Here is a 25,581-nt window from a genome sequence, read left to right as displayed (position 1 = left end):
CATGGCGAAGACTGCGCTCAAGGTCAAGGCCGCCCGCAAGCCGAAGTTCGCTGTCCGCGGCTACACCCGCTGCCAGCGCTGCGGCCGCCCGAAGGCCGTCTACCGCAAGTTCGGCCTGTGCCGTATCTGCCTGCGGGAGATGGCCCACCGCGGCGAGCTGCCCGGCGTCACCAAGTCCTCCTGGTAATTCCCTCACACACGTTGCAGGTCCCCAGGCCGCGAGCCTGGGGAAACCACGACGAGAAAGAAACCACATCATGACGATGACTGACCCGATCGCAGACATGCTCACGCGTCTGCGCAACGCCAACCAGGCGTACCACGACGTGGTGTCGATGCCTTACAGCAAGATGAAGGCCGGCCTCGCGGAGATCCTCAAGCAGGAGGGCTACATCACCTCCTACGACGTCGCGGACAACGTCTCGGCCGAGGGCGAGCCCGCCGTCGGCAAGACGCTGACCATCACGCTCAAGTACGGCCGCAACCGGGAGCGCTCGATCGCCGGCGTCCGCCGCATCAGCAAGCCCGGCCTGCGCGTCTACGCCAAGCACACCAACCTGCCCAAGGTCCTCGGCGGCCTCGGCGTCGCGGTCATCTCGACGTCGCAGGGGCTGCTGACCGACCGCCAGGCGAACCAGAAGGGCGTGGGCGGCGAAGTCCTCGCCTACGTCTGGTGACCCGGACCTACTGAGACCAGGAAGAGAGAGAAGCATGTCGCGCATTGGCAAGCTCCCCATCGCGGTCCCGTCCGGCGTCGACGTCGCGATCGACGACTCGCTGGTGACCGTCAAGGGCCCCAAGGGCACCCTGTCGCACACCATCGCCGCGCCGATCACGATCGCCAAGGGCGAGGACGGCGTCCTCGAGGTGCAGCGTCCCGACGACGAGCGCAACAGCCGCTCGCTCCACGGCCTGACCCGCACCCTCATCAACAACATGGTGGTGGGCGTGACCGAGGGCTACGAGAAGAAGCTCGAGATCGTGGGCGTGGGTTACCGCGTCCTCCCCAAGGGTCCGACCCAGCTGGAGTTCCAGCTCGGCTACTCGCACCCGATCATCTTCGACGCCCCCGAGGGCATCACCTTCACCGTCGAGGGCCCGACCAAGCTCGGCGTCGTCGGCATCGACAAGCAGCTCGTCGGCGAGGTTGCGGCCAACATCCGCAAGCTCCGCAAGCCCGAGCCCTACAAGGGCAAGGGCGTGCGCTACGCCGGCGAGCACATCCGCCGCAAGGTCGGAAAGGCCGGTAAGTGACATGGCTATCTCCCTGAGCAACAACAAGCACACGGCGAACCGTGTCCGCGCCCGCCTGCGCCGCCAGGCGCGTGGCCGCAAGCGGATCAACGGCACCACCGAGCGTCCGCGCCTGGTGGTCACCCGCTCCGCTCGTCACATCACCGTCCAGGTCGTCGACGACCTGGCCGGCGCCACCCTGGCGTACGCGTCCTCCATGGAGGCCGACGTCCGCACCGCGGGCGGCGACAAGACCACGCAGGCCAAGAAGGTCGGCGAGCTGGTTGCTTCGCGTGCCAAGGCCGCGGGGATCGAGGGCGTCGTCTTCGACCGTGCCGGCAACAAGTACCACGGCCGCATCGCGGCCCTCGCCGATGCCGCCCGGGAGGGCGGACTGTCCTTCTGATCGCGCCCGACGCGAGAAGAGAGAAGAACCTAGATATGGAGCACATCTCATGAGCGGAGCCCAGCGCGGACAGCGCAGCGGTGGCTCGGGTGACCGGCGCGGCCGCGACAACGGTCGTGGCCAGGCTGAGAAGTCGGTCTACATCGAGCGCGTCGTGGCGATCAACCGTGTCGCCAAGGTCGTCAAGGGTGGTCGGCGCTTCAGCTTCACCGCCCTCGTGATCGTCGGCGACGGCGACGGCATGGTCGGCGTCGGCTACGGCAAGGCCAAGGAAGTCCCGGCGGCGATCGCCAAGGGTGTCGAGGAGGCGAAGAAGCACTTCTTCCGCGTCCCCCGCATCCAGGGCACCATCCCGCACCCGGTCCAGGGCGAGAAGGCCGCGGGCGTCGTCCTGCTGCGCCCCGCCGCCCCCGGTACCGGTGTGATCGCCGGTGGCCCGGTGCGTGCGGTGCTCGAGTGCGCCGGCATCCACGACGTCCTGAGCAAGTCGCTCGGCTCGTCCAACCAGATCAACATCGTCCACGCGACGGTCGAGGCCCTCCGCATGCTGGAGGAGCCGGAGCAGGTCGCGGCCCGCCGCGGCATGCGTGTCGAGGACGTCACCCCGGCCGCGATCCTCAAGGCTCGCGCCGAGGGCCAGGTCGAGGCGACCGCGGGGGTGCAGGCGTAATGGCACAGCTCAAGGTCCAGCAGAAGCGCGGAACGGTCGGCCTCAAGGCCAACCAGCGCGAGACGCTGCGCTCGCTCGGTCTCAAGCGGATCGGCGACGTGGTCGTCAAGGAAGACCGCCCGGAGATCCGCGGCATGGTCAACACGGTCCGTCACCTCGTGACGGTTGAGGAGGTGGAGTGACATGACGCTCAAGCTGCACCACTTGCGTCCCGCTCCGGGAGCCAAGACCGCGAAGACCCGCGTGGGTCGCGGTGAGGGCTCCAAGGGAAAGACCGCCGGTCGCGGTACGAAGGGCACCAAGGCGCGCTACCAGGTCCCGGTCGCCTTCGAGGGTGGCCAGATGCCGATCCACATGCGCCTGCCCAAGCTGAAGGGCTTCAAGAACCCCTTCCGCGTGGAGTTCCAGGTCGTCAACCTCGACCGCCTCGGCGAGCTGTTCCCCGACGGTGGCACGGTGACCGTCTCCGACCTCGTGGCCAAGGGTGCCGTCCGCAAGGGCCAGCCCGTCAAGGTCCTCGGTCAGGGCGACATCTCGGTGGCCGTCCAGGTCAGCGCCGACGCGTTCTCGGCCTCCGCCAAGGAGAAGATCGAGGCCGCGGGCGGCACCACGACCGTGGCCTGAGGCATACCTCGGACCAACGATCACGCTCATCGGTGAAGGCCCGGCCGCACAGTGGGAACTGTCGGCCGGGCCCTCGTCGTTCTCCACCTGAGGTTCGACCCTGACTGCTCGACCCGCTGCACGGGGAAGAGGGCCGCGACCCGACTGTTAGGCTTCCCCGGGCCTTTCGCCGTACGACGGCGACCGGTCTTCTCGCCGCCCGCCTGACTCGGCCGGGCACCCGAACGAAAGAGGAACCAGTGCTAGGCGCGTTCGCCAACGCTTTCCGGACCCCGGACCTGCGCAAGAAGCTGCTGTTCGTCCTGCTGATCGTCACGATCTTCAGGCTCGGGTCGCAGGTCCCGACCCCGGGCGTCCACGTGGCCAACGTCCAGGCCTGCCTCAACCAGCTGGAGGAGGGCGGGCTCTACAGCCTCATCAACCTCTTCTCCGGTGGTGCGCTGCTCCAGCTCACCATCTTCGCGCTCGGGATCATGCCCTACATCACGGCCTCGATCATCCTGCAGCTGCTCGTCGTGGTGATCCCACGGCTCGAGGCGCTGAAGAAGGAGGGCCAGGCCGGCCAGGCGAAGATCACCCAGTACACGCGCTACCTGACGCTCGGCCTCGCCGTGCTGCAGGCCACGGGCATCGTGGCCCTCGCCCGCAATGGCGCGCTCCTGCAGGGGTGCAACCGCGACCTGCTGCACGACAACGGCACCGGCACGTTCCTGGTGATGGTCGTGACGATGACCGCCGGCACCGCAGTGATCATGTGGCTGGGCGAGCTCATCACCGACCGCGGCATCGGCAACGGCATGTCGATCCTCATCTTCACCCAGGTCGTCGCCACGTTCCCGGTGTCCCTGTGGAGCGTGAAGACCTCCAAGGGCTGGCTCACCTTCGGCATCGTGATGGTCGTCGGCCTGATCCTGGTCGCCGCCGTCATCTTCATCGAGCAGGCGCAGCGCCGCATCCCGGTGCAGTACGCCCGCCGCATGGTGGGCCGCAAGATGTTCGGAGGCAACTCCACCTACATCCCGCTCAAGGTCAACCAGGCCGGCATCATCCCGGTCATCTTCGCCTCGTCGCTGCTCTACCTCCCGGCGATGGCGGTGCAGTTCAACCCCGACAGCAAGAACCCGGTGCTGGACTTCGTCGGCACCTACCTCGTCCGGGGTGACCACCCGCTCTACATGATCGCGTACTTCCTGCTCATCATCTTCTTCACGTACTTCTACGTCTCGATCACCTTCAACCCCGTCGAGGTGGCGGACAACATGAAGAAGTACGGCGGCTTCATCCCCGGGATCCGGGCGGGCAAGCCGACCGAGGACTACCTGTCCTACGTCCTGTCCCGCATCACGTTCCCTGGAGCCCTCTACCTCGGTCTGATCTCGCTGGTCCCGCTCATCGCGTTCTCGATCGTGCAGGCCAACCAGAACTTCCCCTTCGGAGGCACGTCCATCCTCATCATGGTCGGCGTCGCGCTCGACACGGTGAAGCAGATCGAGAGCCAGCTCCAGCAGCGCAACTACGAAGGATTCCTCAAGTAAAATGCGTCTGATCCTCATGGGCCCGCCTGGAGCGGGCAAGGGCACGCAGGCCCGCGTCGTGGCCGAGCACTTCGGGGTGCCTGCCATCTCCACCGGTGACATCTTCCGCGCCAACGTCTCGCAGGGCACGGCCCTCGGCGTGGAGGCCAAGCGCTACATGGACGCGGGCGAGTACGTCCCCGACGACGTCACCAACCGGATGGTCCGCGACCGGATCGACGAGCCCGACGCCGCTCCCGGCTTCCTGCTCGACGGCTACCCGCGCACCCTCGACCAGGTCGAGGAGCTCGACGGGATGATCGCGCACACCGGTCACTCCCTCGACGCGGCCGTGGTGCTCACGGTCGACCCGGAGGAGCTCGTCCAGCGGCTGCTTCAGCGAGCGCAGACCGACGGCCGCACGGACGACACCGAGGACGTCATCCGTCGCCGCCAGGAGGTCTACGCCGAGCAGACCGAGCCGCTCATCGGGGTCTACCGCGAGCGGGGCATCCTCGTCGAGCTCGACGGCATGGGCGAGGTCAGCGCCGTCACGCAGCGGATCTTCGACGCCCTCGACGTCATCCCGCAGAGCTGACCCGACGGGTTCACCTGAGATGGGCTTCCGGGACCGCGGTCTCGAGATCAAGACGCGTGACCAGATCGACCTGATGCGGGTCGCCGGCAGGCTCGTGGGGGAGACCCTCGAGCTGCTGCGGGCCGCCGTGCGGCCCGGTGTCACGACGCTCGAGCTCGACACCCTCGCCGAGACGAACATCCGCGACCACGGTGGCGTCCCGTCGTTCAAGGGCTACAGCCAGCCGCCGTTCCCGGCGACGATCTGCGCGTCGGTCAACGACGAGGTCGTGCACGGCATCCCGGGGTCGCGGACCCTGGTCGACGGCGACGTCGTCTCGATCGACTGCGGCGCGATCGTGGCGGGCTGGCACGGCGACGCGGCCATCACCGTGCCCGTCGGAGAGGTCGCGGACGACGTACGAGAGCTGCTGCGGGTCACCGAGGAGTCACTGTGGCGCGGCATGGCCGCCGCCCGGCTCGGAGGGCGGGTCACCGACATCAGCCACGCGATCGAGACCTACGTCCGCTCGCAGGGTCGCTACGGCATCCTCGAGGACTACACCGGGCACGGCATCGGCACCGAGATGCACATGGCGCCCAACGTCCCCAACTACGGCAGGCGCGGGCGCGGTCCCTCGATCGTCGAGGGCCTGGCCCTCGCCGTCGAGCCGATGGTCACGCTCGGCAGCAAGGACACCGACCTGCTCGAGGACGAGTGGACGGTCGCGACCGTCGACGGATCGATGGCCGCCCACTTCGAGCACACCTTCACCGTGACGCCCGAGGGGACCTGGGTCCTCACCGCGGTCGACGGCGGCGAGGCCAGGCTGACCGAGCTCGGTGTCGCCTTCGGCGGTCGCCAGCCCGGCTGACGGTCCGTGTCGCGGGCCGAGCGCACCTCGTGACAGGATGTGGGTACTGGAGGGGAGTACTCCCACGCAGTGGTGTCGTCATCACGGTGATCGCGCGAGCGGCGCCCGGTGCCACTGGTTCGCCCGAGACGTGCGAGCGGAGGAGACCTCCGGTCTCCGTGTGCTGCACGGACACCGACCTCCCCCATCTCTAGGAGCACACACGTGGACGTCCCCACCTGGGTCTGGATCGCCACTGGCATCGTGACCGTCGCCATCTTCACCTTCGACCTCGTCATCGTGGGGCGCCGGCCGCACGAGCCGAGCATGAAGGAGTGCGCGATCTACCTCTCCATCTACGTGGGGCTGGCGATCATCTTCGGTATCGGCGTGTGGCTCACGTGGGACCACCAGCACGGCCTGGAGTTCTTCTCCGGGTGGTTGGTGGAGTACTCGCTCTCCATCGACAACCTCTTCATCTTCATCATCATCATGGCGAAGTTCGCCGTGCCGAAGGAGCTCCAGCAGTACGCCCTGATGATCGGCATCGTGATGGCGCTCGTCATGCGCGCGATCTTCATCGCCGTGGGCGCCGCCGCGATCAACAACTTCAGCTGGGTCTTCTACCTCTTCGGCCTCTTCCTGGTCTACACAGCGATCAAGCTGGCCAAGGAGGGCGCCGAGGACGAGGACGACGAGGAGTTCGAGGAGAACCGCGTCGTCGCGTTCGTCGAGAAGCGCTTCCCGGCCACGTCGGAGTGGCACGGGCGCGAGCTGTTCCACAGCGACGCCGGGAAGCGGATGATCACCCCGATGTTCATCGTGATCATCACGCTCGGAACGACCGACCTGCTGTTCGCGCTCGACTCGATCCCGGCGATCTTCGGCATCACCAAGGAGCCCTACCTGGTGCTCACGGCCAACATCTTCGCGCTGATGGGCCTGCGCCAGCTCTACTTCCTCATCGGGGGCCTCCTGCAACGCCTGATCTACCTCTCCTACGGGTTGGCGTTCCTGCTGGCCTTCATCGGCGTGAAGCTGTTCTTCCACGCCCTGCACGAGAACGAGCTGCCGTTCATCAACGGCGGCGAGCACCTCGACTACCCGTGGCTCGAGATCCCGATCTGGCTCTCGCTCGTGGTCATCGTGGCGACGCTGGCCGTCACCGCCGCGCTCTCACTGTTCGTGTCCAGCCGTCAGACGCCGGCGGAGCAGGACGCGGCCAGCGGCCCGCGCCGCGACTGGGACAACGACTGACCGACGCGGCTCCGGTCCGGCCGCGGGTGGGGCGGGAGTCCGTCAGGACACGCACTCGCTCGCGGTCGGGGAGCTGTCGGACCCACGCGTCATCCGCAGGTCCAGGCACACCGGCTGGTCGGTGCGCAGCAGCAGGCGCTTCTTCGTCGTCCGGCCGTAGTCGCCGGTGTCGTCGCGGTGGTAGCTGAAGGAGTCGCCGGGCTCGGCCGGGACGGGTGGGTTCCACTCGAACAGCACCCCGCGTGCCGTACGACGTCCGTTGAGCGTGGGGGCGGCGGTCAGCACGTCGGGCACGACGTCGCTCGGCGTCTGCGACTCGGTCGGGACGACCACGCCCGGGTCCTCCTCGCGGCCGCCGCCGCCGAGGACGAGGAACCCGACGACCAGCGCCACGACGAGCGCGCCGATGGCCGCCCAGACCAGGCCGGAGACGGACGAGCTCTCCTCGTCGTCGGCGACCTCGGGGGCCGGGCCCTGCGCGGCGATGCGGCGGGGACCGCTGGCCGAGATGACCGTGACCGGCTTCATCGCCGTGGCGTCCTCGGGGGCGTCCGGCACCCCGGGCACCCCGGGCGCCCCGGGCGCGGCGACCGAGGCGTCGGGCCGGTCGCCCTCCACGGCCACGGCGGTGCGCGGCCAGCCGGCCGCCGACTCGATGCGCTGGAGCGCGCGGGCGAGCTCGAGGGCACTGCCCGGACGGTGCTCGGGTCGCTTCGCCAGGCACTGCTGCAGCAGCCGGTCGAGCGCCGGCGGCACGTCGGGGCGCTGGGTGGCCGGGGGAGCGGCGTGCAGGATGCGGGCGCTCAGGGCGCGCGTGGAGTTGTCGCCCGAGGGGATGGAGAAGGGCGAGCGTCCCACGAGCAGGTGCCAGATCGTCGCGCCCAGCGAGTAGACGTCGGAGGCGACCGAGCCGTTGGAGCGGCCGTCGAGCAGCTCGGGCGGCGACCACGGGTAGGAGATCCGGACGTCGCTGTCGCCCTCGACCTCGCCCAGGTGGCCGGCGATGCCGAAGTCGGTGAGCGCCGGCTCGTGGTAGGTCGTCACCAGGACGTTGCTCGGCTTGATGTCGCGGTGGAGGATCCCCGAGCGGTGGGCTGTCTCGATCGCGCTCGCGAGCTTGATGCCCGTCGAGACCGCGTCGACCGGTGCCATCGGGTTGGACCGGACGCGCACCCCGAGGTCGGGCGGCGGGCAGTAGCGCATCACGAGGAACGGTCGCCCGCCCTCGGCCGTGACGCCCGCGGTGATCACCGAGACGATGTAGGGGTGGTCGGCGAGGCGGGCCATCGCGTTGGCCTCGGCCGTGAAGAGGTACTTCTCGCGGTCGGTCAGCGGCACGTCGGGGCGCACGACCTTGACCGCGACCCGCTGGCGCGGCCACTGCTGCTCGTAGAGGAAGACGTCGGCGAACCCGCCGCTGCCCAGGTGCTCGACGAACGCGAACCCGGGGATGACCGGGGCGCTCACCGGGCAACCGCCCCCGTCTCGAAGCGGACGGCGTAGACCTGCGCCAGGTCCAGGACCGTGCCCGACTCGAGCACGTAGGCGTCGCGCGGGCGCATTCGCTGCGGCTCGCGTCCGGGCGGCGCGATCGTCGTACCGCCCCTGCTGTCGAGGTCACGGGCCACCACGTCCCAGCCGTCGAGCTCGATCTGGAGGTGCTGGCGTGAGACGAAGGAGTGGTCCTTCGGCAGGTGCACCAGGTGGGGCCAGTCCGTGCTCCCGTCGGCCGGAGCAGGCTTGCGCCCCAGCACGACCCCACGGTCGAGGGGCACGACCTCGCCGGTCGGCAGCCGCAACCCGCCCAGCGTCGGCCGCTCCACACGACGCGGCTCCTGCGGGGCGACGCGCTGGTGGCAGACCCGGCACTGCGGGGAGACCGGCGGAGTCAGGTGGCCGAGCGGGCAGCTGACGGCGAGCACGGTCGGTGCGGTGCCGTGGGAGAGGTGGGCCGGTCGCAGGGTGGTCGACCCGTCGTGGTCGTCGTGCTCGACGGCGCCCGGGTCGTGCTCGGCGAGGCTGGTGTGGGGCTCGGACGGTGTACGGATCGTGGTGCGGGTGCCCTCCTCGATGCGCTCGGCCAGCAGCGGGTCGGGCTCCGAGGTGTCCCGGGCGGGGCCGGTGTCGTCGACCGGGGGGCGGACCCGGTTGCGCGGCGGCGGACCGTCGGGCCCCTTGGCGGCGAGGATCGCGGCCGGGATCCCGTCGATCATGCCGGGGGCGGGTCGCGGTGCCGCGGTCTCCTGCGCGGTGGTCATCGCGGGGGCGCTGCGGACGGAGAGCGGCCGGAGCTCGACGCGCTGGGCGTCGACCACGCCACCGACGAGCCGGCGCGTGGTCGCCAGCTCACCGGGGTCGTCGCCGCCGTCGAGGCTGAGCACGCGGCCCGGCCCGGCCATCCGCACGTGGCCGGAGCCGCGCGAGAGGGTGGTCGAGGCGCCGGACGTGAAGTCCACGACGGCCAGGCCCGGCGGGTCGCCGTCGAACGCCTTCTCGACGATCGCGAGCACCCGCTCCACGACGCCTGCGCCGGAGTGCGCGGTCATCGACAGCACGTCCCAGATCTCCTGGACGACCTGCTCGTCACCCGGGTCGGTGAGCAGCACCCAGTGGGCGCCGCTGCCGACCAGCACACCAGACCCCCTGGTGTACCGCGCATCGACGATCAACGTCGGCTCCCCTCGTACGCGCCCACCACTCCATCATCACCCATCGCACCGGTCCGGCGCACGCTGTCGCGACTTGATGGATGCTCGGCTCCCTACATACTGTCCTCCGGGGTGAGTGCGGCGGGCGCACGTCACTCGTGGGCCAAGGGGGAAGTTGGCGTGGCGCGTGCGGGCTTCGTACGTCGGCACCGGGTGGGCATCGCCTCCGGTGCGGCGCTCGCGATCGCGTCCGCCGCCGTGGCGGTCTACGCCATCGGGGCGAGCGGCTACAAGAAGCACGAGGCCGACCTCAACGACGGCGGCATCTGGGTCGTCAACGGCAAGAAGGGCTTCTCCGGCCGGCTCAACAAGCCCATCAACCAGCTCGACGGGGTCGTCCCCAGCGAGGACGGCAAGACCCGCCTCGACGTGGTGCAGGACGGCGCCTCCGTCGTCACGCTCGACCTGAACTCCGCCCGCGGCCAGGCGATCGAGACCAGCCGCCTCGAGCTGCAGAACGGCGGTTCGGCGGCGGTCCCGGCAGCCGCCTCGGTCCGGATGGGCGGCGGCTCGCTCGCGAGCGTCGATCCCGAGACCGGTGAGGTGTGGGCGGTCCGCTACGACTCCGAGCTCGGCAAGCCGCTCATGAGCTCGCTCGACGTGCAGTCGGACGCGATCGCCGAGGCCGGCAAGGACGCCTCGCTCGCCGTCAGCCTCGGGGGCACGGTCGTGGTGACCTCGGCCGCCGACGGCACGGTCACCACCATCGTGCCGAAGGGCCCGGACCTCGGCAAGCCGTCGACCGCGGACCTCCCCGGCGATGCCGGCCAGGTAAGCGACGTGACGACGGTGGGGGAGCGGGTGGTCACCCTCGACTCCGACTCCGGCGTGCTGCGGGTGCTCGACGGCGCGACGGCCTCGGTGCCTCCCGGCAGCCTGCTCCAGCAGTCCGGCCCGGACCACGACGCGGTCCTCGTCGGCGCCGACGACCGCCTGCTCAGCGTCGCCCTCGACTCGGGCGACGTCACGACGATCACCTCGACCTACTCCGGCGACGCGGTGCGGCCGGTGCGGCTCGGTCCCTGTGTCTTCGGCGCGTGGTCGGGCGGCCTCGGCGCCGTGGCGCGCCAGTGCGGGTCGCTGCCGGTGGTCGAGTCCGACCTCGGCGGCAACGCCAGCACCCTGGCGTTCCGGGTCAACCGCGGCGAGATCGTCCTCAACGACGCCAGCAGCGGCAACGTGTGGGACGTCGAGCAGGACTCCCCGATCGAGATCGACAACTGGGACGCGTTCACCTCCAAGAAGCAGAGCGAGGACGACGAGAAGGACAACGAGAACCCCTCGCAGGCCGACCGTCGTCCGCCGACCGCGAAGCCGGACTCCTACGGCGTACGCCCCGGGCGGACGACCGTGCTGCACCCCCTCGACAACGACGCGGCGCCCGAGGGGCGGCTGCTCAGCATCGTCGACGTCGGCCAGCCCACGGGAGGCGCCCGCGTCGAGATCAGCCCCGACGGCCAGACGCTGGTCCTCCAGGTGCCGGAGAAGGCCAGGCCGACGACGTTCGACTACTCGATCGACGACGGCCGCAGCGGACTGTCGGCACGCGCGGCCGTCACCGTCGACATCCGCGAGGATGCCGAGAACGAGCCGCCGGAGCTGCGCAACGGCTACCGCAAGCCGGTCTACCGGGTGCCGCACGGCGGTGCGCTCGCGGTCCCCGTCCTCGCCGACTGGCGCGACGACGCCGACGGGGACACGCTGCTGCTCGACTCGGCCAAGGCGGTCGGGGGCGAGGAGACCGCGGCCGTCGCGCGTACGACGTCCGACGGCCGCATCCGCTTCAACGCCCCCACCTCGCCGACCGACGGCCCGCAGACCGTCCGGGTCGACTTCGCCGTCACCGACGGCCGTTCGGCGCCGGTGAAGAAGTCGCTGTCCTTCCAGGTGCAGGCGCCGAAGGACCAGAACTCGTTCCCGCCGAGTGCCGAGCCCGACGTCGTACGCGGCGAGGTCGGCAAGCCGATCAAGATCCGGCCGCTCCTCAACGACCTGCCCGGCTCCGACCCGGACACCCCCAACGCCGAGCTCAGCCTCGGCGCCAAGGTGCCGCAGCAGCCGGGCGCCACCGTCGTCACCGACCTCGACACCGGCCAGCTCACCTTCACCGGGGACCGGGCCGGCACCTACTTCCTCAACTACGACGCGGGCTACGGCAACGCCGCGCTGGACGAGGGCACGATCCGCGTCGACGTCAAGCCGCGTCCCAAGAGCGCCGACGACCCCATCGCGATGCCGGACACGCTCACCGTCTACGGCCAGACGCCCGGCATCGTCGACGTGCTGGCCAACGACCTCGACCCGGCCGGCGGCCTCCTCACCGTCCAGCGCGCGGCGGGTGACCGCGCGGGGCAGCTCGACGTCGCCATCATCGACGGCCGGTGGCTGCGGATCTCCTCGGTGCAGCCCGACCTGCTCCCCGTCACCCAGACCGTGTCCTACACGATCAGCAACGGCACGAGCTCCGGCGTCCGCGGCGAGGTCGTGGTCACCCAGCGCCCCGCACCGGCGGACAACACGCCGATCACGGCCGGCGACCGCGTGGTCGTGCGTGCCGGTGCCGCGGTCAGCGTGCCGGTGCTCGACAACGACGTGTCGCCCGCGGGCGACCGGCTGACCCTGGTCAGCGACCTCGTCGACAGCGAAACCCCCGGCGAGCTCGAGGTCGTCGCCCCCGTCGACGTGACCGGCGACAAGGGCCGGGCGTTCGTCTCCGGCCGCGTCGTGCGCTACGTCGCGCCGGAGAAGCTGAAGGAGCGCGACACCTACGAGGTCACCTACGTCGCGCAGAACCTCGAGGGCAAGAAGGCCAACGGGATCCTCCGGGTGACCGTGGTGCCCGCCAGCGAGCCCAACGACCCCCCCGAGCCGCCGGTCCTCGAGAGTCGCGTCACCTCCGCCGACATGGTGAAGATCCGCGCGCCCAGCACCGGGGTGGACCGCAACGGGGACCCGGTCACCGTCACCGGCATCACCTCCGCGCCCCGCCTGGGCCGCATCGTGGACTTCGGCGGCAACTTCCTGCAGTACGAGGCCTACCCCCGCACCGTCGGCACCGACGAGTTCACCTACTCCGTCGTCGACTCCCAGGGCGCCTTCGCCACCGGGACCGTCCGGGTGGCAGTGGTCCGGGCCACGCAGCCCCAGCCCCCGCTGGCGGTCGACGACCGGCTCACCGTGGCCCCGGGGCGTACGGCGACCTTCGACCCGCTCGCCAACGACTTCGTCGCTCCCGGCGACTCCGTCGAGGTCTCGCTGCTCGACGGCCCCGCGGGTGCGAAGCTCGACCCGACGACGAACCTCGTCACGGTCCCGGCGCCGAAGACCGACGACGGGCCGCCCGTGGTCCTGGTCTACCGCGTCACCAACGGCCTGAGCGAGTCGCGGGCGACCATGACGCTGGACACCGAGGCGGACTTCAACAACCCGCCGGTCGTCTACGACGCCTTCGGCCGGGCCGGCGACAGCGGCAGCGTGGTCGTCGACGTCCTGGAGGGTGCCTACGACCCCGACGGCTCGGCCGAGGACCTCGTCGTGTCCGGGGTGAGCGGGGACGAGTCCGCCACGGTCGTCGACGACGTGTCCGTGCGGGCCGACCGCGGGCCGGCCCCGAAGGTCCTGCCGTTCGTGGTCGAGGACGCCGACGGTGCGTCGGCGACCGCGTCGGTCTACGTCCCGCCCACGGGCACCGGCCTGCCCACCGTGAACGACGACGCGCTCGTCACCCTCGACCCGGGGGAGACCGTCACCGGCAAGCTCAGCGACTACGTGTCCGCACCGGACGGGGAGGACGTACGGCTCGCGTCCGGACGCCGGTCGTGGTCGGCATCGCCCGAGCTCCTGTCGGCCGGTCCCGACGGCAACCGCGGCTTCACCCTGAGCGCCCCCGAGACCTTCCGCGGTCCCGGCGCCGTGCTCGTCGAGGTCACGACCGCCACCGACGCGTCCGGCAACGAGGACACCACGACGACGGACGACGGCGCCACGGTGCTGCTGTCGATCCCGGTGCAGGTCGGGGACGACCGGCCCGAGCTCGAGTGCCCCTCGTCCGTCGTTCCGATCTCGGCGGGGCAGCGCTACCAGCTCGACATCGCCACCTTCTGCAAGGTCTTCACCCCCGACCCGCGCGACGAGGTCGGGCTCGAGTACTCGGCCGGCTGGAGCACGTCCCTCGACGGTGTCGACGTCGGCTCGGCCGAGGGCTCCGTGGTCACCGTGACGGCAGCCGACACCGCCACCCGGGGCGGCGAGGCCGTGCTCGACGTACGAGCGGGGGAGAGCAACACCGAGCAGGTGCGGTTCCGGCTCGCGCAGGCGCCACCCCCGACGATGAACCCCATCGCGGTGGACGCGATGGAGGCGGGCGAGACCCGCACCATCGACGTCGCCCCCTACCTCCAGGCCGGTGTCTCCGACCCCGACCCGACCATCGTGTCCGTGCAGGGCGTCGGGAACTCCGGCGTACGCGCGAGCGCCGACGGCAGCAGGCTGACGCTGGCCGCGGCCAAGGACGCCCGCGGCGTGAAGGCGGAGTTCCGGCTGGTGGTGAGCGACGTGTCGGCCTCGGACCCGCCCGCCGAGCGACGGGCCGAGGCCCGGATCCAGTTCCAGGTGGTGGGCGTGCCCTCGCCGCCGGGCGAGCCGCGGCCCTACCAGAACTCCGACGAGGTCGGCGCCGTCAAGATGTCGTGGCAGCCGCCGAAGGACGACGGCGGCGCGCCGATCCTCTACTACGAGGTGAAGGAGGAGCGGAAGGGCGTCACGCAGAAGTGCGAGACGAACGAGTGCGTCTTCCGCAGGCTCAGCGACGGGGGCAGCTACAACTTCCGGGTGCGCGCGTGGAACCGCGTCGGCCCGAGCGCGTACAGCGGGCTGTCCACCCAGGCGCGCGCCGAGACCGCGCCCGGTCGCGTCCAGAACATCCGGATGAGGTCGCGCGGCGACGGCGTCATCACGATCGCGTGGGACAAGCCCACCGTCAGCGGTCAACGGATCATCGACTACACGATCTCGTGGTCGGGGGGCCAGGCGACGGTCACCGGTGACCAGCTGACCTTCCCCGCGTCGGGTCTCGACAACAACACGAAGTACGTGTTCACCGTCAAGGCGCAGAACAAGGTCGGGTACTCGGCGCCGAAGTCCTCAGCCGAGTTCCAGCCCCTGGGCACACCGCCCGCACCGGCAGCGCCGACCGTCACCGACCTCGAGGCCGGGGCCAACCAGACGGACCTGCGGATCGCCTGGCAGGCGGTCTCGCCCGAGGGCGAGGGGCCCACCCTCTACACGGTCACCTACTCGGTGGGCAACGCGGCGCCGGTCGCCGTGCCCGGCTGCCAGAAGACGGCGTCGCTGACCTGCACGCACTCGGGTGTCCCCTACGACGGACAGACCTACACCTACCGCGTGACGGCGGCGAACCAGCCCGGCAACCGCTCGCAACCGAGCACCGGGACTGCCATCGAGTCCGTGGGTCGGCCTGCGCAGTGGGGTCCCTTCGAGGCGATCCCCACCGGCAACAACCAGGAGATCCAGCTGCGCTACACCGTGCCGGACTCGCGCGGCACCACCAGCAAGGTCGAGATCCTGGTCAACAACTCGGTCGTCAAGACGTTCAACCAGCAGACCGGGACGTTCGTGACCCGCGTCCCGACGCCGAACAACGACGCCCCCTACCCCGTCCAGCTCCGGGTGTGCAACGAGAAGGCGCCCGCCGGGTGCACGCTGAGCGGACAGCAGAGCGTCCAGTCCTACGGCCCCCTGACCGGCATGCTCAACGACGTCCCGCCCGCGACCGTCAACGGCAAGGACGTGACCTGGACCGTCAGCGGCAGCAGCAACGGCAACGCCGCCCAGCTCGTCGTCACCATCGACGGGAGCCAGCGCGTCGTCGACCTGCCCGGCACCGGAGCGTTCAGCCTGCCCTTCAGCACCACCACGGCCGACTACGCGCAGAACACGACGATCGACGTCACCCTCCAGGACAACAACCCGGGCGGCCGCGGCACGGACAGCTCGCGTCGGACCGACCGGAGCGGCGACCCGCCGCCGCCGACCCTGGCGGTGTCGCGCGGCAGGCTGTGCTCGGACGGCGACTCCGACCCCAACAACAACTGCAAGCAGAGCGCCTTCATGCCGCTCTGCGAGAGCGCGAGCTGCGGCTACGTCCACTACCGGGCCGACGGGTTCCTCAACGACTTCTCCTGCTCGGTGTCCAGCCCGGACGCGCCCGGCCGTTGGTTCGGCCAGTCGATCGACCACAACGCGCCGTCCGCGGACCAGGAGACGGACTGGTACTACGGCGGCGGCACGGTCACCGTCACGTGCACGGGCAAGAACGGGTGGCGACAACAGGTGTCCACCTCGATCGCCTGGCCGCCGTGACCCGGCAACAGCCCCTTCCTCCCGCCCCTCCCCGACAGGACACGTGACATGACGATCAGCCAGGAACAGGCCGAGTGGTTCAAGTCCACCTTCGACCAGCTCACCGACAACATGGAGCGGGCGGTCCTCGGCAAGCGACACGTCGTACGACTGGCGCTGACCTGCCTGCTCTCCGAGGGCCACGTGCTGCTCGAGGACTTCCCGGGGACCGGCAAGACCATGCTCGCCCGGGCGCTGGCCAACACCGTGCAGGGCAGCCACGCCCGCGTGCAGTTCACCCCCGACCTGCTGCCGTCCGACGTCACCGGGGTCACGGTCTACGACCAGCACAAGGGCACGTTCGAGTTCCACCCCGGACCGATCTTCCACACCATCGTGCTCGCGGACGAGATCAACCGCGCCTCTCCCAAGACGCAGTCGGCGCTGCTCGAGGTGATGGAGGAGGGTCGTGTCACCGTCGACGGCGTCGCGCACCCGGTCGGCAAGCCGTTCCTGGTGATCGCCACGCAGAACCCGATCGAGCAGGCCGGCACCTACCGGCTGCCCGAGGCACAGCTCGACCGCTTCCTGATGAAGACCTCGGTCGGCTACCCGGACCGGCAGGCCACGGTCGAGCTGCTCAACAACGCCGCCGTGCGCGACCGCGCCGCCCTCGTGCAGCCCGTGATCACGGCCGCGACGATCGCGCAGATGAGCGGCCTCGCCGACGACGTGTACGTCGACCCGGCCGTGGTGGGCTACGTCGCCGAGCTGGCGGAGGAGTCGCGCCGCCAGCCGCACGTCAAGCTCGGGCTCTCGCCGCGCGGGTGCCTGGCCTTCGTCCGCGTCGCCAAGACATGGGCGGCCGCCGACGGCCGCGACCACGTCGTGCCCGACGACATCAAGGACCTCGCCGAGCCGGTGCTCTCGCACCGCCTGCTGCTCGACGCCGAGGCCCAGTTCAGCGGGGTCGACGTGCAGACGGTGATCTCGCGGCTGCTCGACGCCGTCGCGCCGCCGACCGACCGCGTGGGGGCCTGACAGCTCCGATGAAGCGCGTCCACCAGGCACTCGAGGTCGTCAAGCCGATCGGCTGGCTCGTCCTCGCGATCGGGATCGCCACCGGCGTCGTCGCTGCGCTCGCGCAGTGGCGCGAGCTCGCCGTGCTGTCGGTCGCGTGCCTGGCCCTGCTCGTGCTCGCGGTGCCGTTCCTGCTGGGCCGCACGTCGGTGTCGGTCGACCTCCGGCTCCAGCCCGAGCGGGTCGCGGCGGGGGAGTCGGTGGCCGCCGGCGTGCTCGTCGTGAACCGTGCGTCCTCGCGACTGGTGCCCACCACGCTCGAGGTGCCGGTGGGGTCGGCGATCCACCGCTACGGCATCTCCTCGCTCGCACCCGGCGCCGCCCACGAGGAGTCGTTCGCCATCCGCACCGAGCGCCGCGGGGTGATCGCGGTCGGCCCGGCGATGACCCGCCGCGGCGACCCGATCGGGATCTTCTCCCGCGACGTCGTGTGGACGCCCGTGCGCGAGGTGCTGGTGCGGCCCCACCTGGTGCCGATGGAGTCGCTCGGCGCCGGCCTGCTGCGCGACCTCGAGGGCGTGTCGACCGACGCCGTCAGCCAGAGCGACCTGGCCTTCCACGCCCTCCGCGAGTACGTCCCCGGCGACGACCTGCGGCACATCCACTGGCGCTCCTCGGCCAAGGTGATGGCCTCCACCGGCGAGTCCGCGCTGCTGGTGCGGCAGTACCTCGACACCCGTCGCAGCCATGCGACGATCGTGGTGGACGACCGACTGGGCTCGTGGTCGGACCCCGAGGACTTCGAGACCGCGATGGCGGTCGCGGCGTCGATCGCGGTGCGGGCCGTCCTCGACGAGTTCGACGTGTCCTTCGTCTGCGGTGCCCACGCGTCGGCCGGGGCCTCGGGCTCCGACGGCCACCTGGCGCTCGACGCTGTGTGCCGCGCCGACTTCGGACAGCGCGGCATCGTGGAGTCCGGCCGCCAGGCGAGCACCCTGGCCCGCGACACCAGCCTCGCGTTCTTCGTCGGCGGTACCGACACGGGGTTCCGCGACCTGCTGCGTGCGGCGGCAGCCTTCCCGCCCGAGGTGCGCCGGTTCGGGATCGTCGTCGACCCCGACGGGACGAGCCGGGTCACCGAGACCGGTGGCCTCCCGGTCCTGCACCTCGCCACCAAGGAAGACCTCGGTGGTCTGCTGCGCTGGAGCGTCCGATGAGCGAGGCTCCCGCTGGACGGCGGGTGCGGACCTCGTCGAGCACCGGCACCCGCACGCGCGTGCGGTCGCACGCCCTGCTCCCCGACCGGCACTCGTGGGTCGACATCGCCTTCACCCTGGCCCTCGCGCTCGTCGCGCTGAGCGCCCTCGGCTCCTCGTTCACCGGCTCCACCTACCTCGTCGTCGGCATGCTCGGCGCCGTGGTCGCGGTGGTCGTCACCCACCTCACGCGGGCCGCCGGGTGGCCGATCATCTCGGCGGTGGTCATCTGCGTGGTGCTGTTCTTCCTGCTGGGAGGACCGCTGTGCCTGCGCTCGCTCGGGGACAGCGCGCTGTTCCCCGGTGCCTCGACGATCGCCAGCGTGGCCGACCAGGCCGTCTTCGGCTGGAAGGACCTGCTGACCACCCTGCCGCCGGTCGACGGTGACGGACCCCTGCTGGTCCTGCCGTGGCTGGCCGGGATGCTCGCGGGGCTCGTCGGCCTCGGGCTGGCACACCTGCCCGTACGGCGTGCGTGGCTGGCCGCCGTGCTCCCCGTCGTCGGGATGACCCTCGTCCTGTCGGGCGCGATCCTTCTCGGCGTACGGCACCCGGAGTCCCTGCTGCTCCAGGGCTCCGTCTTCGCCGGTCTCGCCCTCGCCTGGCTGGCGGTCCGCGCGCGTCGCGCGAGCGCCTCCGTCCAGGGCGGGACGACGTCCTACGTCCGTGGTGTCGGGGCCGTGGTGATGATCGCCCTGGCCGCCGCAGTCGCCTTCCCGCTCAGCGCCGTGCTCGCCGGCCGGGACGCCGACCGTGCCGTGGCCCGCAACTGGGTCGAGCCGCCCTTCGACATCGGCAAGTACCCCTCGCCGCTCGCCGGCTTCCGCAAGTACGTCAACCCCAAGGGAACGAGCACCGGGGCCAACGTCTACGACAAGACGCTGCTCGAGGTCGACGGTGAGCTGCCGGAGGGCACTCGGGTCCGCTTCGCGACGATGGACCGCTACGACGGCATGGTGTGGGGGGCCAGCGACAACGCCCTCCCGGGCCCGGCCGACGACTCGTTCCAGCGGGTCTCCTCCACCATCGACAACCCGGTCCCCGACCCCGCGGACGGCGCCGCCGACCCGACCGAGGTGACGATCACCCTCGGCGAGGGCTGGTCGGGGGTGTGGCTGCCGACCATCGGCTCTTTGCAGTCGATGACCTTCGACACCGGCGACGCCCGCACGAAGGCCGAGGTCTTCCGTTACAACCTCGCCACCTCGACGGCCGTGGTCCCCACCGGCCTGCAGCCCGGTGACCGCTACACGTTCACCGAGGTCCAGCCCGACGACGAGCTGACTCCCGAGACGGTGGGCTCGGCCGAGGTCACCTCGCTCCCGCCGAGCGCGTCCTTCATCCAGGCGCCGGCCGACAAGTGGACCGAGGACGCCGGGACGGACCCGATGGACCGGGTCCTGGCCGCTGCCGAGCACCTGCGCTCGCAGGGCAAGTACTCCGACGGCGTCGGGCGCACGCAGAAGATCTACGTCGCCGGCCACAGCGTGTGGCGGCTGTCCGACGAGTTCGTCAACGCCCCGCAGATCGTCGGCAACGACGAGCAGTACGCCGCCACGATGGCGCTGATCGCCAACCAGATCGGCGTACCGGCGCGGGTCGTCCTGGGCGCGGTCGTGCCCGCGAGCGGCGTGGTGACCGGCGCCGACGTGTCGGCGTGGGTCGAGCTGCGCGCCGCCGACGGGTCCTGGCGCACGCTGCCGACCGAGGCGTTCATGTCGCTGACGCCCCCGGCCGACCAGGTGCCGGAGACCAACACCCCGATGTCGGGCACCGTGATCCCGCCGCCCAACCCCATCCCGCCGCCGTCGGACGCCGGCGAGCAGAGCGACGCCGACCTCAAGGAGCGCAAGGCCTCGCGCAAGGACGCCGCGGAGGACGAGGGCCTCGTGGCCAGCCTCCCGTCGTGGGTCGGCGTGGTGGTGACCTACGTCGGTGGCCCGCTCCTCCTCGTCGCGCTCGTGCTGGGAGCGATCGTCGCCTTCAAGGCCTGGCGCCGCCTCCGCAGGCGTCGCGCCGACTCGATGTCCGCCCGGTTCGTCGGGGCGTGGCGCGAGCTGGTCGACCACGCGCGCGACCTGGGCCAGCCGGTGCCACTGGGGCCGACGGTCACCCGCCGCGAGCAGTCCGTCGGCATCGTGTCCGGCCAGGCCGCCGTGCTGGCCCGCCGCGCCGACAGCTTCGTCTTCGGCCCGAGCGTGCCCGCCGAGGCCGCCGCGGCGACGTACTGGGAGTCGGTCGACGCCGAGCGCCGAGCGATGTCGCAGGAGGTCGGGCGGTGGCAGCGGCTCCGCGCCGCGGTCAGCCTCCGCTCGCTGCGCCCGGCGCGGACGACGCGGGAGGCGGACACGCGTGCCCCGGGCGCCGACGACGAGGCCACGACGGGGGAGCCGGTCGTGCGTCGCGGGGCCCGGTTGCGTGCCCTCGCTGATTGGCGTTCTCGGCGCACGCCTGACTAAACTGGTGCGTCGGCCCAACGTGGGCTGTGTTTCGTGGTGCCTCGCGGCTGCCCGGAATCTCGTGCGATCGTCCCAGACGTCCGTGCGCGTGCCCGGGATGAGGCTCCCAGGAACCGCCCACGAGGTCCACCGGTCCCTTCAGGTGCCGGGCGGTTCCCGGGCCACGGTAGACAACGAGACAACAGATTGTGGAGGACATGCCGAAGAAAGAAGGCGTGATCGAGATCGAGGGCACCGTCGTGGAGGCCCTTCCCAACGCCATGTTCCGTGTGGAGCTGGCCAACGGGCACAAGGTGCTCGCGCACATCAGCGGCAAGATGCGACAGCACTACATCCGGATCCTCCCCGAGGACCGGGTCGTGGTGGAGCTCTCGCCGTACGACCTCACCCGGGGTCGGATCGTCTACCGCTACAAGTAAGCCGTCAGCCGAGTAGCAAGGAATCCGTTGACATGAAGGTCAACCCGAGCGTCAAGCCCATCTGTGACAAGTGCAAGGTCATCCGCCGTCACGGCCGGGTCATGGTCATCTGCGAGAACCCGCGCCACAAGCAGCGCCAGGGTTGATCCAACCGCTTGCCGCAAGCGGCAGCGCGGCTCGCGATGACCCTCAGCTCCGGCTCCGCCGGACCTGATGCAACACCGCTTCACCCACAACGTGATCGCTAGGCCAGGCACCGCCTGACCGAAGTCACCTCCGGAGCACCGGCCGGAGCCCACCCGAGGCGGGTTGGGACGCGACACGACCTGAAACCGATGCGAGAACAGACAAGGAAACCGCCACATGGCACGCCTCGTTGGTGTCGACCTCCCGCGCGACAAGCGCATCGAGATCGCACTCACCTACATCTACGGCATCGGCCGTACCCGCGCCCAGCAGCTGCTCGCTGCCACCGGCGTCGACCCGAACGCCCGGGTCCACACGCTCGGTGACGAGGAGCTGGTCAAGCTTCGCGACGAGATCGAAGCCAACTTCAAGATCGAGGGTGACCTCCGCCGTGAGGTCCAGGCGGACATCCGCCGCAAGATCGAGATCGGCAGCTACCAGGGTCGCCGCCACCGCATGGGCCTCCCGGTCCGCGGCCAGCGCACCAAGACCAACGCGCGCACCCGCAAGGGTCCGAAGCGCACCGTCGCCGGCAAGAAGAAGGCGAAGTGATCGGCGCCCTGCGCTGATCACCCTCGTCATCGAAGCTTCCAGACCAGAACCTCACAGGAGTTACTGAATGCCTCCCAAGAGCCGCGCGACCAAGGTCCGCCGCAAGGAGAAGAAGAACGTCGCCCAGGGCGAAGCCCACATCAAGAGCACGTTCAACAACACCATCGTCACGATCACCGACCCGACCGGTGCGGTGATCTCGTGGGCCTCTGCCGGCACCGTCGGCTTCAAGGGCTCGCGCAAGTCCACCCCCTTCGCCGCCCAGATGGCTGCCGAGGCCGCCGGCCGTCGCGCCATGGACCACGGCATGAAGAAGATCGACGTCTTCGTCAAGGGTCCGGGCTCGGGTCGTGAGACCGCGATCCGTTCGCTGGGTGCCATCGGCCTCGAGGTCGGCACCATCCAGGACGTCACGCCCACCCCGCACAACGGATGCCGGCCGCCCAAGCGCCGCCGCGTCTGACCCGAGACTGAGAAAGAGAGACTGACACATGGCCCGCTACACCGGTCCCATGACCCGCAAGTCGCGCCGTCTCGGTGTCGACCTCGTCGGCGGGGACGCTGCCTTCGAGAAGCGTCCCTACGCCCCCGGCCAGCACGGCCGCGGCCGCATCAAGGAGTCCGAGTACCTGCTGCAGCTCCGTGAGAAGCAGAAGGCTCGCTTCACCTACGGCGTGATGGAGAAGCAGTTCGTCCGCTACTACAAGGAGGCCAGCCGTCGACAGGGCAAGACCGGCGACAACCTCCTGCAGCTCCTCGAGTGCCGCCTCGACAACGTGGTCTACCGCGCCGGCTTCGCCCGGACGCGCCGCCAGGCCCGCCAGCTCGTCGTGCACGGCCACTTCCTGGTCAACGGCAAGAAGGTCGACATCCCGTCCTTCCAGGTCACCGACCACGACATCATCGACGTGCGCGAGAAGTCGCTCGAGATCACGCCGCTGATCGTCGCCCGCGAGACCCACGGCGAGCGCGTCACCCCCGCGTGGATGGAGGTCATCCCCTCGCGGATGCGCATCCTCATCCACCAGGTCCCGGTCCGCGCGCAGATCGACGTGCCGGTCCAGGAGCAGCTCATCGTGGAGTACTACTCCAAGAAGTGATCCACCGTCGGCGGTCGCCCCGGGCGGCCGCCGACGCCCTCTTCCAGCTCGTCATTTCCGCCAACCTCATGTTCGGATCCCTCAAATAGCGGTCGGATCCGGAAAGGAACAACCTGTGCTCATCGCTCAGCGCCCGACCCTCACGGAAGAGACCGTCGACGAGTTCCGCTCGCGGTTCGTCATCGAGCCCCTCGAGCCCGGCTTCGGCTACACGCTCGGCAACTCGCTCCGTCGTACGCTCCTCAGCTCGATCCCGGGTGCGTCGGTCACCAGCATCAAGGTCGACTCCGTCCTCCACGAGTTCTCGACCATCGAGGGCGTCACCGAGGACATGACCGAGATCATCCTCAACCTCAAGGGCATCGTCGTCTCCTCCGAGCACGACGAGCCCGTCGTGATGTACCTCCGCAAGTCCGGTGCCGGTGACGTCACCGCTGCCGACATCACGCCGCCCGCCGGCGTGGAGGTCCACAACCCCGACCTCAAGATCGCCACGCTGTCCGACAAGGGCAAGCTGGAGATGGAGCTCGTCGTCGAGCGCGGCCGCGGCTACGTCTCGTCGGTCCAGAACAAGGGTGCGGACAACGAGATCGGCCGCATGCCGGTCGACTCGATCTACAGCCCCGTCCTGAAGGTGACCTACAAGGTCGAGGCCACCCGTGTCGAGCAGCGCACCGACTTCGACAAGCTCGTCATCGACGTCGAGACCAAGCAGTCGATCCGTCCCCGCGACGCGATCGCCTCGGCCGGCAAGACGCTCGTCGAGCTGTTCGGCCTTGCCCGCGAGCTCAACGTCGAGGCCGAGGGCATCGACATCGGCCCGTCGCCCGTCGACGAGCAGCTCGCCGCCGACCTCGCCCTCCCGGTCGAGGACCTGCAGCTCACCGTTCGCAGCTACAACTGCCTCAAGCGCGAGGGCATCCACACCGTGGGCGAGCTCATCTCGCGCTCGGAGCAGGACCTGCTCGACATCCGCAACTTCGGTGCGAAGTCGATCGACGAGGTCAAGGCCAAGCTCGTCGAGATGGGCCTCTCGCTCAAGGACAGCGCGCCCGGCTTCGACCCGCACGCCGCCCTCGCCGCCTACGGCGACGATGACGACGACGCCTTCATCGAGGACGAGCAGCTCTGATCTCCCGGCCCTCGACGCGAGGGTCGTACCACCAAAACCGACCGGGCCCAGCGCTCTGACTGGGCCGGTCGTCTACCCGGGTACCTGACACGGCCCGAGAGGAAGAAGGCACACCATGCCCAAGCCCAAGAAGGGTCCCCGCCTCGGCGGAAGCCCCGCCCACCAGCGCCTGATGCTGTCGAACCTGGCCACCGCCCTGTTCGAGCACGGCCGGATCACCACCACCGAGACCCGCGCGCGCCTTCTGCGCCCGGTCGCGGAGAAGCTGATCACCAAGGCCAAGCGCGGCGACCTGCACAACCGTCGTGAGGTCCTCAAGACCATCCACGACAAGTCGGTCGTGCACACGCTGTTCACCGAGATCGCCCCGACCTTCTCGGAGCGTCCCGGTGGCTACACCCGCATCACCAAGATCGGCCCGCGCAAGGGCGACAACGCCCCCATGGCGGTCATCGAGCTGGTGACCGAGGCCTACAGCCCGAAGGCCCCCTCGACCAAGAAGACCGAGAAGGCCGCTGCTCCGGCGCCGGCTGCTGCTCCGGTCGAGGCCGAGGAGACCGAGGACACCACCGCCGAGACGGCTGCCGAGGAGCACGAGGCCGCCGCCGCCGAGCACGAGGCTGCTGCCGAGGAGCACGAAGCGGCCGCCGCCGAGCACGAGGCTGCTGCCGAGGAGCACGAGGCTGCTGCCGAGGCCGCCGAGGAGTCGTCGGAGGACGACACCAAGGCCTGATCCACGCCGTCACGCACGAGGCCCGTCACCCCGCTGGGGTGGCGGGCCTTCGTCGTACCTCCGGGCGCTCGAGCGGTGGTCCACCCACATTCCTTGCCGCCGGAATGTGGCTCCACCACCTCCCGCGGGCGCGTCGTACGACGACACGCGGGGGAGCGGTGGTCCACCCACATTCCTTGCCGCCGGAATGTGGCTCCGCCACCGCCCGCGGGCCTGTCGTACGACGACACGCGGGGGAGCGGTGGTCCACCCACATTCCTTGCCGCCGGAATGTGGCTCCACCACCTCCCACGGGCGTGTCGTACGGCGACACGCGGGGGAGCGGTGGTCCACCCACATTCCTGGCCGCCGCAATGTGGCTCCACCACCTCCCGCGGGCGCGTCGTACGACGACACGCGGGGGCGGTGGCTGAGGTGGGCTCTGGGGCTCGGGAATCCTCCTTACGCACCGCCGCGGGTGCGTCGTACGTCGACACGCTGGGCAGCGGTGGCCCAGGCTGGTTCCGCGGCCCGGAAGTCCCC

Annotated in this window: 24 protein-coding genes; 22 read left to right on the top strand and 2 right to left on the bottom strand. The window is 70.4% G+C overall.

Translation table 11 applies throughout. The annotated features are described in order from the left end of the window. The first annotated feature begins 1 nt into the window (after nt 1). The 11 genes from L2K70_RS15095 to L2K70_RS15045 all read left to right on the top strand — a co-directional run bounded on the left by L2K70_RS15095 (nt 2) and on the right by L2K70_RS15045 (nt 7,134). Nucleotides 2-187, top strand: a complete 186-nt coding sequence (locus L2K70_RS15095) for a type Z 30S ribosomal protein S14 (RefSeq protein WP_011757321.1) — start codon at nt 2-4, stop codon at nt 185-187. A gap of 70 nt (nt 188-257) precedes the next feature. Further along, nucleotides 258-677, top strand: a complete 420-nt coding sequence (rpsH, locus tag L2K70_RS15090) for a 30S ribosomal protein S8 (RefSeq protein WP_236403006.1) — start codon at nt 258-260, stop codon at nt 675-677. A gap of 34 nt (nt 678-711) precedes the next feature. Further along, on the top strand, nt 712-1,254 hold the full coding sequence (rplF, locus tag L2K70_RS15085; protein ID WP_236403003.1) for a 50S ribosomal protein L6: 543 nt from the start codon (nt 712-714) through the stop codon (nt 1,252-1,254). Nucleotide 1,255: 1 nt separating this feature from the next. After that, on the top strand, nt 1,256-1,639 hold the full coding sequence (gene rplR, locus L2K70_RS15080; protein ID WP_201938332.1) for a 50S ribosomal protein L18: 384 nt from the start codon (nt 1,256-1,258) through the stop codon (nt 1,637-1,639). 49 nt (nt 1,640-1,688) lie between these two features. Then, nucleotides 1,689-2,309: a 30S ribosomal protein S5 gene (gene rpsE / locus L2K70_RS15075; RefSeq protein ID WP_236403002.1), complete on the top strand. Its 621-nt coding sequence runs from the start codon at nt 1,689-1,691 to the stop codon at nt 2,307-2,309. Further along, nucleotides 2,309-2,491, top strand: a complete 183-nt coding sequence (rpmD, locus tag L2K70_RS15070; protein ID WP_129474456.1) for a 50S ribosomal protein L30 — start codon at nt 2,309-2,311, stop codon at nt 2,489-2,491. The genes rpsE and rpmD overlap by 1 nt, the downstream gene beginning before the upstream one ends. 1 nt (nt 2,492) lies before the next feature. Continuing rightward, a complete protein-coding gene (gene rplO, locus L2K70_RS15065) occupies nt 2,493-2,933 on the top strand; it encodes a 50S ribosomal protein L15 (RefSeq protein ID WP_236403001.1) in 441 nt (146 codons plus the stop codon). Nucleotides 2,934-3,172: 239 nt separating this feature from the next. Beyond that, a complete protein-coding gene (gene secY, locus L2K70_RS15060) occupies nt 3,173-4,468 on the top strand; it encodes a preprotein translocase subunit SecY (protein ID WP_236403000.1) in 1,296 nt (431 codons plus the stop codon). Nucleotide 4,469: 1 nt separating this feature from the next. Continuing rightward, nucleotides 4,470-5,045 carry an adenylate kinase gene (locus tag L2K70_RS15055; protein ID WP_236402999.1) on the top strand — a complete coding sequence of 192 codons (576 nt, stop codon included), beginning with the start codon at nt 4,470-4,472 and terminating at the stop codon, nt 5,043-5,045. Nucleotides 5,046-5,064: 19 nt separating this feature from the next. Continuing rightward, nucleotides 5,065-5,898 (top strand): type I methionyl aminopeptidase, encoded by an 834-nt coding sequence (map, locus tag L2K70_RS15050; protein WP_236402997.1) that lies wholly within the window; start codon nt 5,065-5,067, stop codon nt 5,896-5,898. Nucleotides 5,899-6,102: 204 nt separating this feature from the next. Beyond that, nucleotides 6,103-7,134 (top strand): TerC family protein, encoded by a 1,032-nt coding sequence (locus L2K70_RS15045; RefSeq protein WP_236402996.1) that lies wholly within the window; start codon nt 6,103-6,105, stop codon nt 7,132-7,134. A gap of 42 nt (nt 7,135-7,176) precedes the next feature. Here L2K70_RS15045 and L2K70_RS15040 read toward each other — a convergent pair whose 3' ends face one another. Beyond that, nucleotides 7,177-8,601, bottom strand: coding sequence for a serine/threonine-protein kinase (locus tag L2K70_RS15040; RefSeq protein ID WP_236402995.1), 1,425 nt, complete (start codon nt 8,599-8,601; stop codon nt 7,177-7,179). After that, complete coding sequence (locus L2K70_RS15035; protein WP_236402994.1) at nt 8,598-9,767, bottom strand: FHA domain-containing protein; 1,170 nt, start codon at nt 9,765-9,767, stop codon at nt 8,598-8,600. The genes L2K70_RS15040 and L2K70_RS15035 overlap by 4 nt, the downstream gene beginning before the upstream one ends. 195 nt (nt 9,768-9,962) lie before the next feature. On the opposite strand from L2K70_RS15035, the gene L2K70_RS15030 reads away from it, so the two are divergent. The 11 genes from L2K70_RS15030 to rplQ all read left to right on the top strand — a co-directional run bounded on the left by L2K70_RS15030 (nt 9,963) and on the right by rplQ (nt 25,059). After that, nucleotides 9,963-16,223 carry an Ig-like domain-containing protein gene (locus L2K70_RS15030; protein WP_236402993.1) on the top strand — a complete coding sequence of 2,087 codons (6,261 nt, stop codon included), beginning with the start codon at nt 9,963-9,965 and terminating at the stop codon, nt 16,221-16,223. A 48-nt stretch (nt 16,224-16,271) separates the two neighbouring features. After that, nucleotides 16,272-17,243, top strand: coding sequence for an AAA family ATPase (locus L2K70_RS15025; RefSeq protein ID WP_236402992.1), 972 nt, complete (start codon nt 16,272-16,274; stop codon nt 17,241-17,243). A gap of 8 nt (nt 17,244-17,251) precedes the next feature. Further along, complete coding sequence (locus tag L2K70_RS15020; protein WP_236402991.1) at nt 17,252-18,439, top strand: DUF58 domain-containing protein; 1,188 nt, start codon at nt 17,252-17,254, stop codon at nt 18,437-18,439. Further along, nucleotides 18,436-20,937 carry a transglutaminaseTgpA domain-containing protein gene (locus tag L2K70_RS15015; protein WP_236402990.1) on the top strand — a complete coding sequence of 834 codons (2,502 nt, stop codon included), beginning with the start codon at nt 18,436-18,438 and terminating at the stop codon, nt 20,935-20,937. The genes L2K70_RS15020 and L2K70_RS15015 overlap by 4 nt, the downstream gene beginning before the upstream one ends. 197 nt (nt 20,938-21,134) lie before the next feature. Beyond that, the gene (gene infA / locus L2K70_RS15010; protein WP_056599768.1) at nt 21,135-21,356 is read left to right on the top strand and encodes a translation initiation factor IF-1; all 222 of its coding nucleotides are present in this window, start codon (nt 21,135-21,137) and stop codon (nt 21,354-21,356) included. 32 nt (nt 21,357-21,388) lie between these two features. After that, a complete protein-coding gene (gene rpmJ / locus L2K70_RS15005; protein ID WP_004008316.1) occupies nt 21,389-21,502 on the top strand; it encodes a 50S ribosomal protein L36 in 114 nt (37 codons plus the stop codon). A gap of 217 nt (nt 21,503-21,719) precedes the next feature. Further along, the gene (gene rpsM / locus L2K70_RS15000) at nt 21,720-22,094 is read left to right on the top strand and encodes a 30S ribosomal protein S13 (protein ID WP_056599771.1); all 375 of its coding nucleotides are present in this window, start codon (nt 21,720-21,722) and stop codon (nt 22,092-22,094) included. 67 nt (nt 22,095-22,161) lie between these two features. Then, nucleotides 22,162-22,557, top strand: coding sequence for a 30S ribosomal protein S11 (gene rpsK, locus L2K70_RS14995; protein WP_056906616.1), 396 nt, complete (start codon nt 22,162-22,164; stop codon nt 22,555-22,557). Between the two features lie 28 nt (nt 22,558-22,585). Beyond that, complete coding sequence (gene rpsD / locus L2K70_RS14990) at nt 22,586-23,194, top strand: 30S ribosomal protein S4 (RefSeq protein WP_236402989.1); 609 nt, start codon at nt 22,586-22,588, stop codon at nt 23,192-23,194. Between the two features lie 115 nt (nt 23,195-23,309). Continuing rightward, on the top strand, nt 23,310-24,326 hold the full coding sequence (locus tag L2K70_RS14985) for a DNA-directed RNA polymerase subunit alpha (RefSeq protein WP_236402988.1): 1,017 nt from the start codon (nt 23,310-23,312) through the stop codon (nt 24,324-24,326). Nucleotides 24,327-24,441: 115 nt separating this feature from the next. After that, nucleotides 24,442-25,059: a 50S ribosomal protein L17 gene (rplQ, locus tag L2K70_RS14980; RefSeq protein WP_236402987.1), complete on the top strand. Its 618-nt coding sequence runs from the start codon at nt 24,442-24,444 to the stop codon at nt 25,057-25,059. Nucleotides 25,060-25,581: the final 522 nt, after the last annotated feature.

This window comes from Nocardioides potassii (assembly GCF_021648885.1).
Classification (GTDB): Bacteria; Actinomycetota; Actinomycetes; order Propionibacteriales; family Nocardioidaceae; genus Nocardioides; species Nocardioides potassii.
Note: the sequence above shows the minus strand (reverse complement) of the source record. Positions and strands in the feature narration are given on the sequence as shown.

What these genes read in the sequence shown, in the direction of transcription:
- map (WP_236402997.1), top strand. Translation starts at nt 5,065, where the DNA reads ATGGGCTTCCGGGACCGCGGTCTCGAGATCAAGACGCGTGACCAGATC.
- L2K70_RS15015 (WP_236402990.1), top strand. Translation starts at nt 18,436, where the DNA reads ATGAGCGAGGCTCCCGCTGGACGGCGGGTGCGGACCTCGTCGAGCACC.
- rpsM (WP_056599771.1), top strand. Translation starts at nt 21,720, where the DNA reads ATGGCACGCCTCGTTGGTGTCGACCTCCCGCGCGACAAGCGCATCGAG.
- rplO (WP_236403001.1), top strand. Translation starts at nt 2,493, where the DNA reads ATGACGCTCAAGCTGCACCACTTGCGTCCCGCTCCGGGAGCCAAGACC.
- infA (WP_056599768.1), top strand. Translation starts at nt 21,135, where the DNA reads ATGCCGAAGAAAGAAGGCGTGATCGAGATCGAGGGCACCGTCGTGGAG.
- L2K70_RS15025 (WP_236402992.1), top strand. Translation starts at nt 16,272, where the DNA reads ATGACGATCAGCCAGGAACAGGCCGAGTGGTTCAAGTCCACCTTCGAC.
- rplF (WP_236403003.1), top strand. Translation starts at nt 712, where the DNA reads ATGTCGCGCATTGGCAAGCTCCCCATCGCGGTCCCGTCCGGCGTCGAC.
- L2K70_RS15095 (WP_011757321.1), top strand. Translation starts at nt 2, where the DNA reads ATGGCGAAGACTGCGCTCAAGGTCAAGGCCGCCCGCAAGCCGAAGTTC.
- rpsK (WP_056906616.1), top strand. Translation starts at nt 22,162, where the DNA reads ATGCCTCCCAAGAGCCGCGCGACCAAGGTCCGCCGCAAGGAGAAGAAG.
- rplQ (WP_236402987.1), top strand. Translation starts at nt 24,442, where the DNA reads ATGCCCAAGCCCAAGAAGGGTCCCCGCCTCGGCGGAAGCCCCGCCCAC.
- rplR (WP_201938332.1), top strand. Translation starts at nt 1,256, where the DNA reads ATGGCTATCTCCCTGAGCAACAACAAGCACACGGCGAACCGTGTCCGC.
- rpsE (WP_236403002.1), top strand. Translation starts at nt 1,689, where the DNA reads ATGAGCGGAGCCCAGCGCGGACAGCGCAGCGGTGGCTCGGGTGACCGG.
- rpmJ (WP_004008316.1), top strand. Translation starts at nt 21,389, where the DNA reads ATGAAGGTCAACCCGAGCGTCAAGCCCATCTGTGACAAGTGCAAGGTC.
- L2K70_RS15020 (WP_236402991.1), top strand. Translation starts at nt 17,252, where the DNA reads ATGAAGCGCGTCCACCAGGCACTCGAGGTCGTCAAGCCGATCGGCTGG.
- rpsD (WP_236402989.1), top strand. Translation starts at nt 22,586, where the DNA reads ATGGCCCGCTACACCGGTCCCATGACCCGCAAGTCGCGCCGTCTCGGT.
- rpsH (WP_236403006.1), top strand. Translation starts at nt 258, where the DNA reads ATGACGATGACTGACCCGATCGCAGACATGCTCACGCGTCTGCGCAAC.
- rpmD (WP_129474456.1), top strand. Translation starts at nt 2,309, where the DNA reads ATGGCACAGCTCAAGGTCCAGCAGAAGCGCGGAACGGTCGGCCTCAAG.
- L2K70_RS15055 (WP_236402999.1), top strand. Translation starts at nt 4,470, where the DNA reads ATGCGTCTGATCCTCATGGGCCCGCCTGGAGCGGGCAAGGGCACGCAG.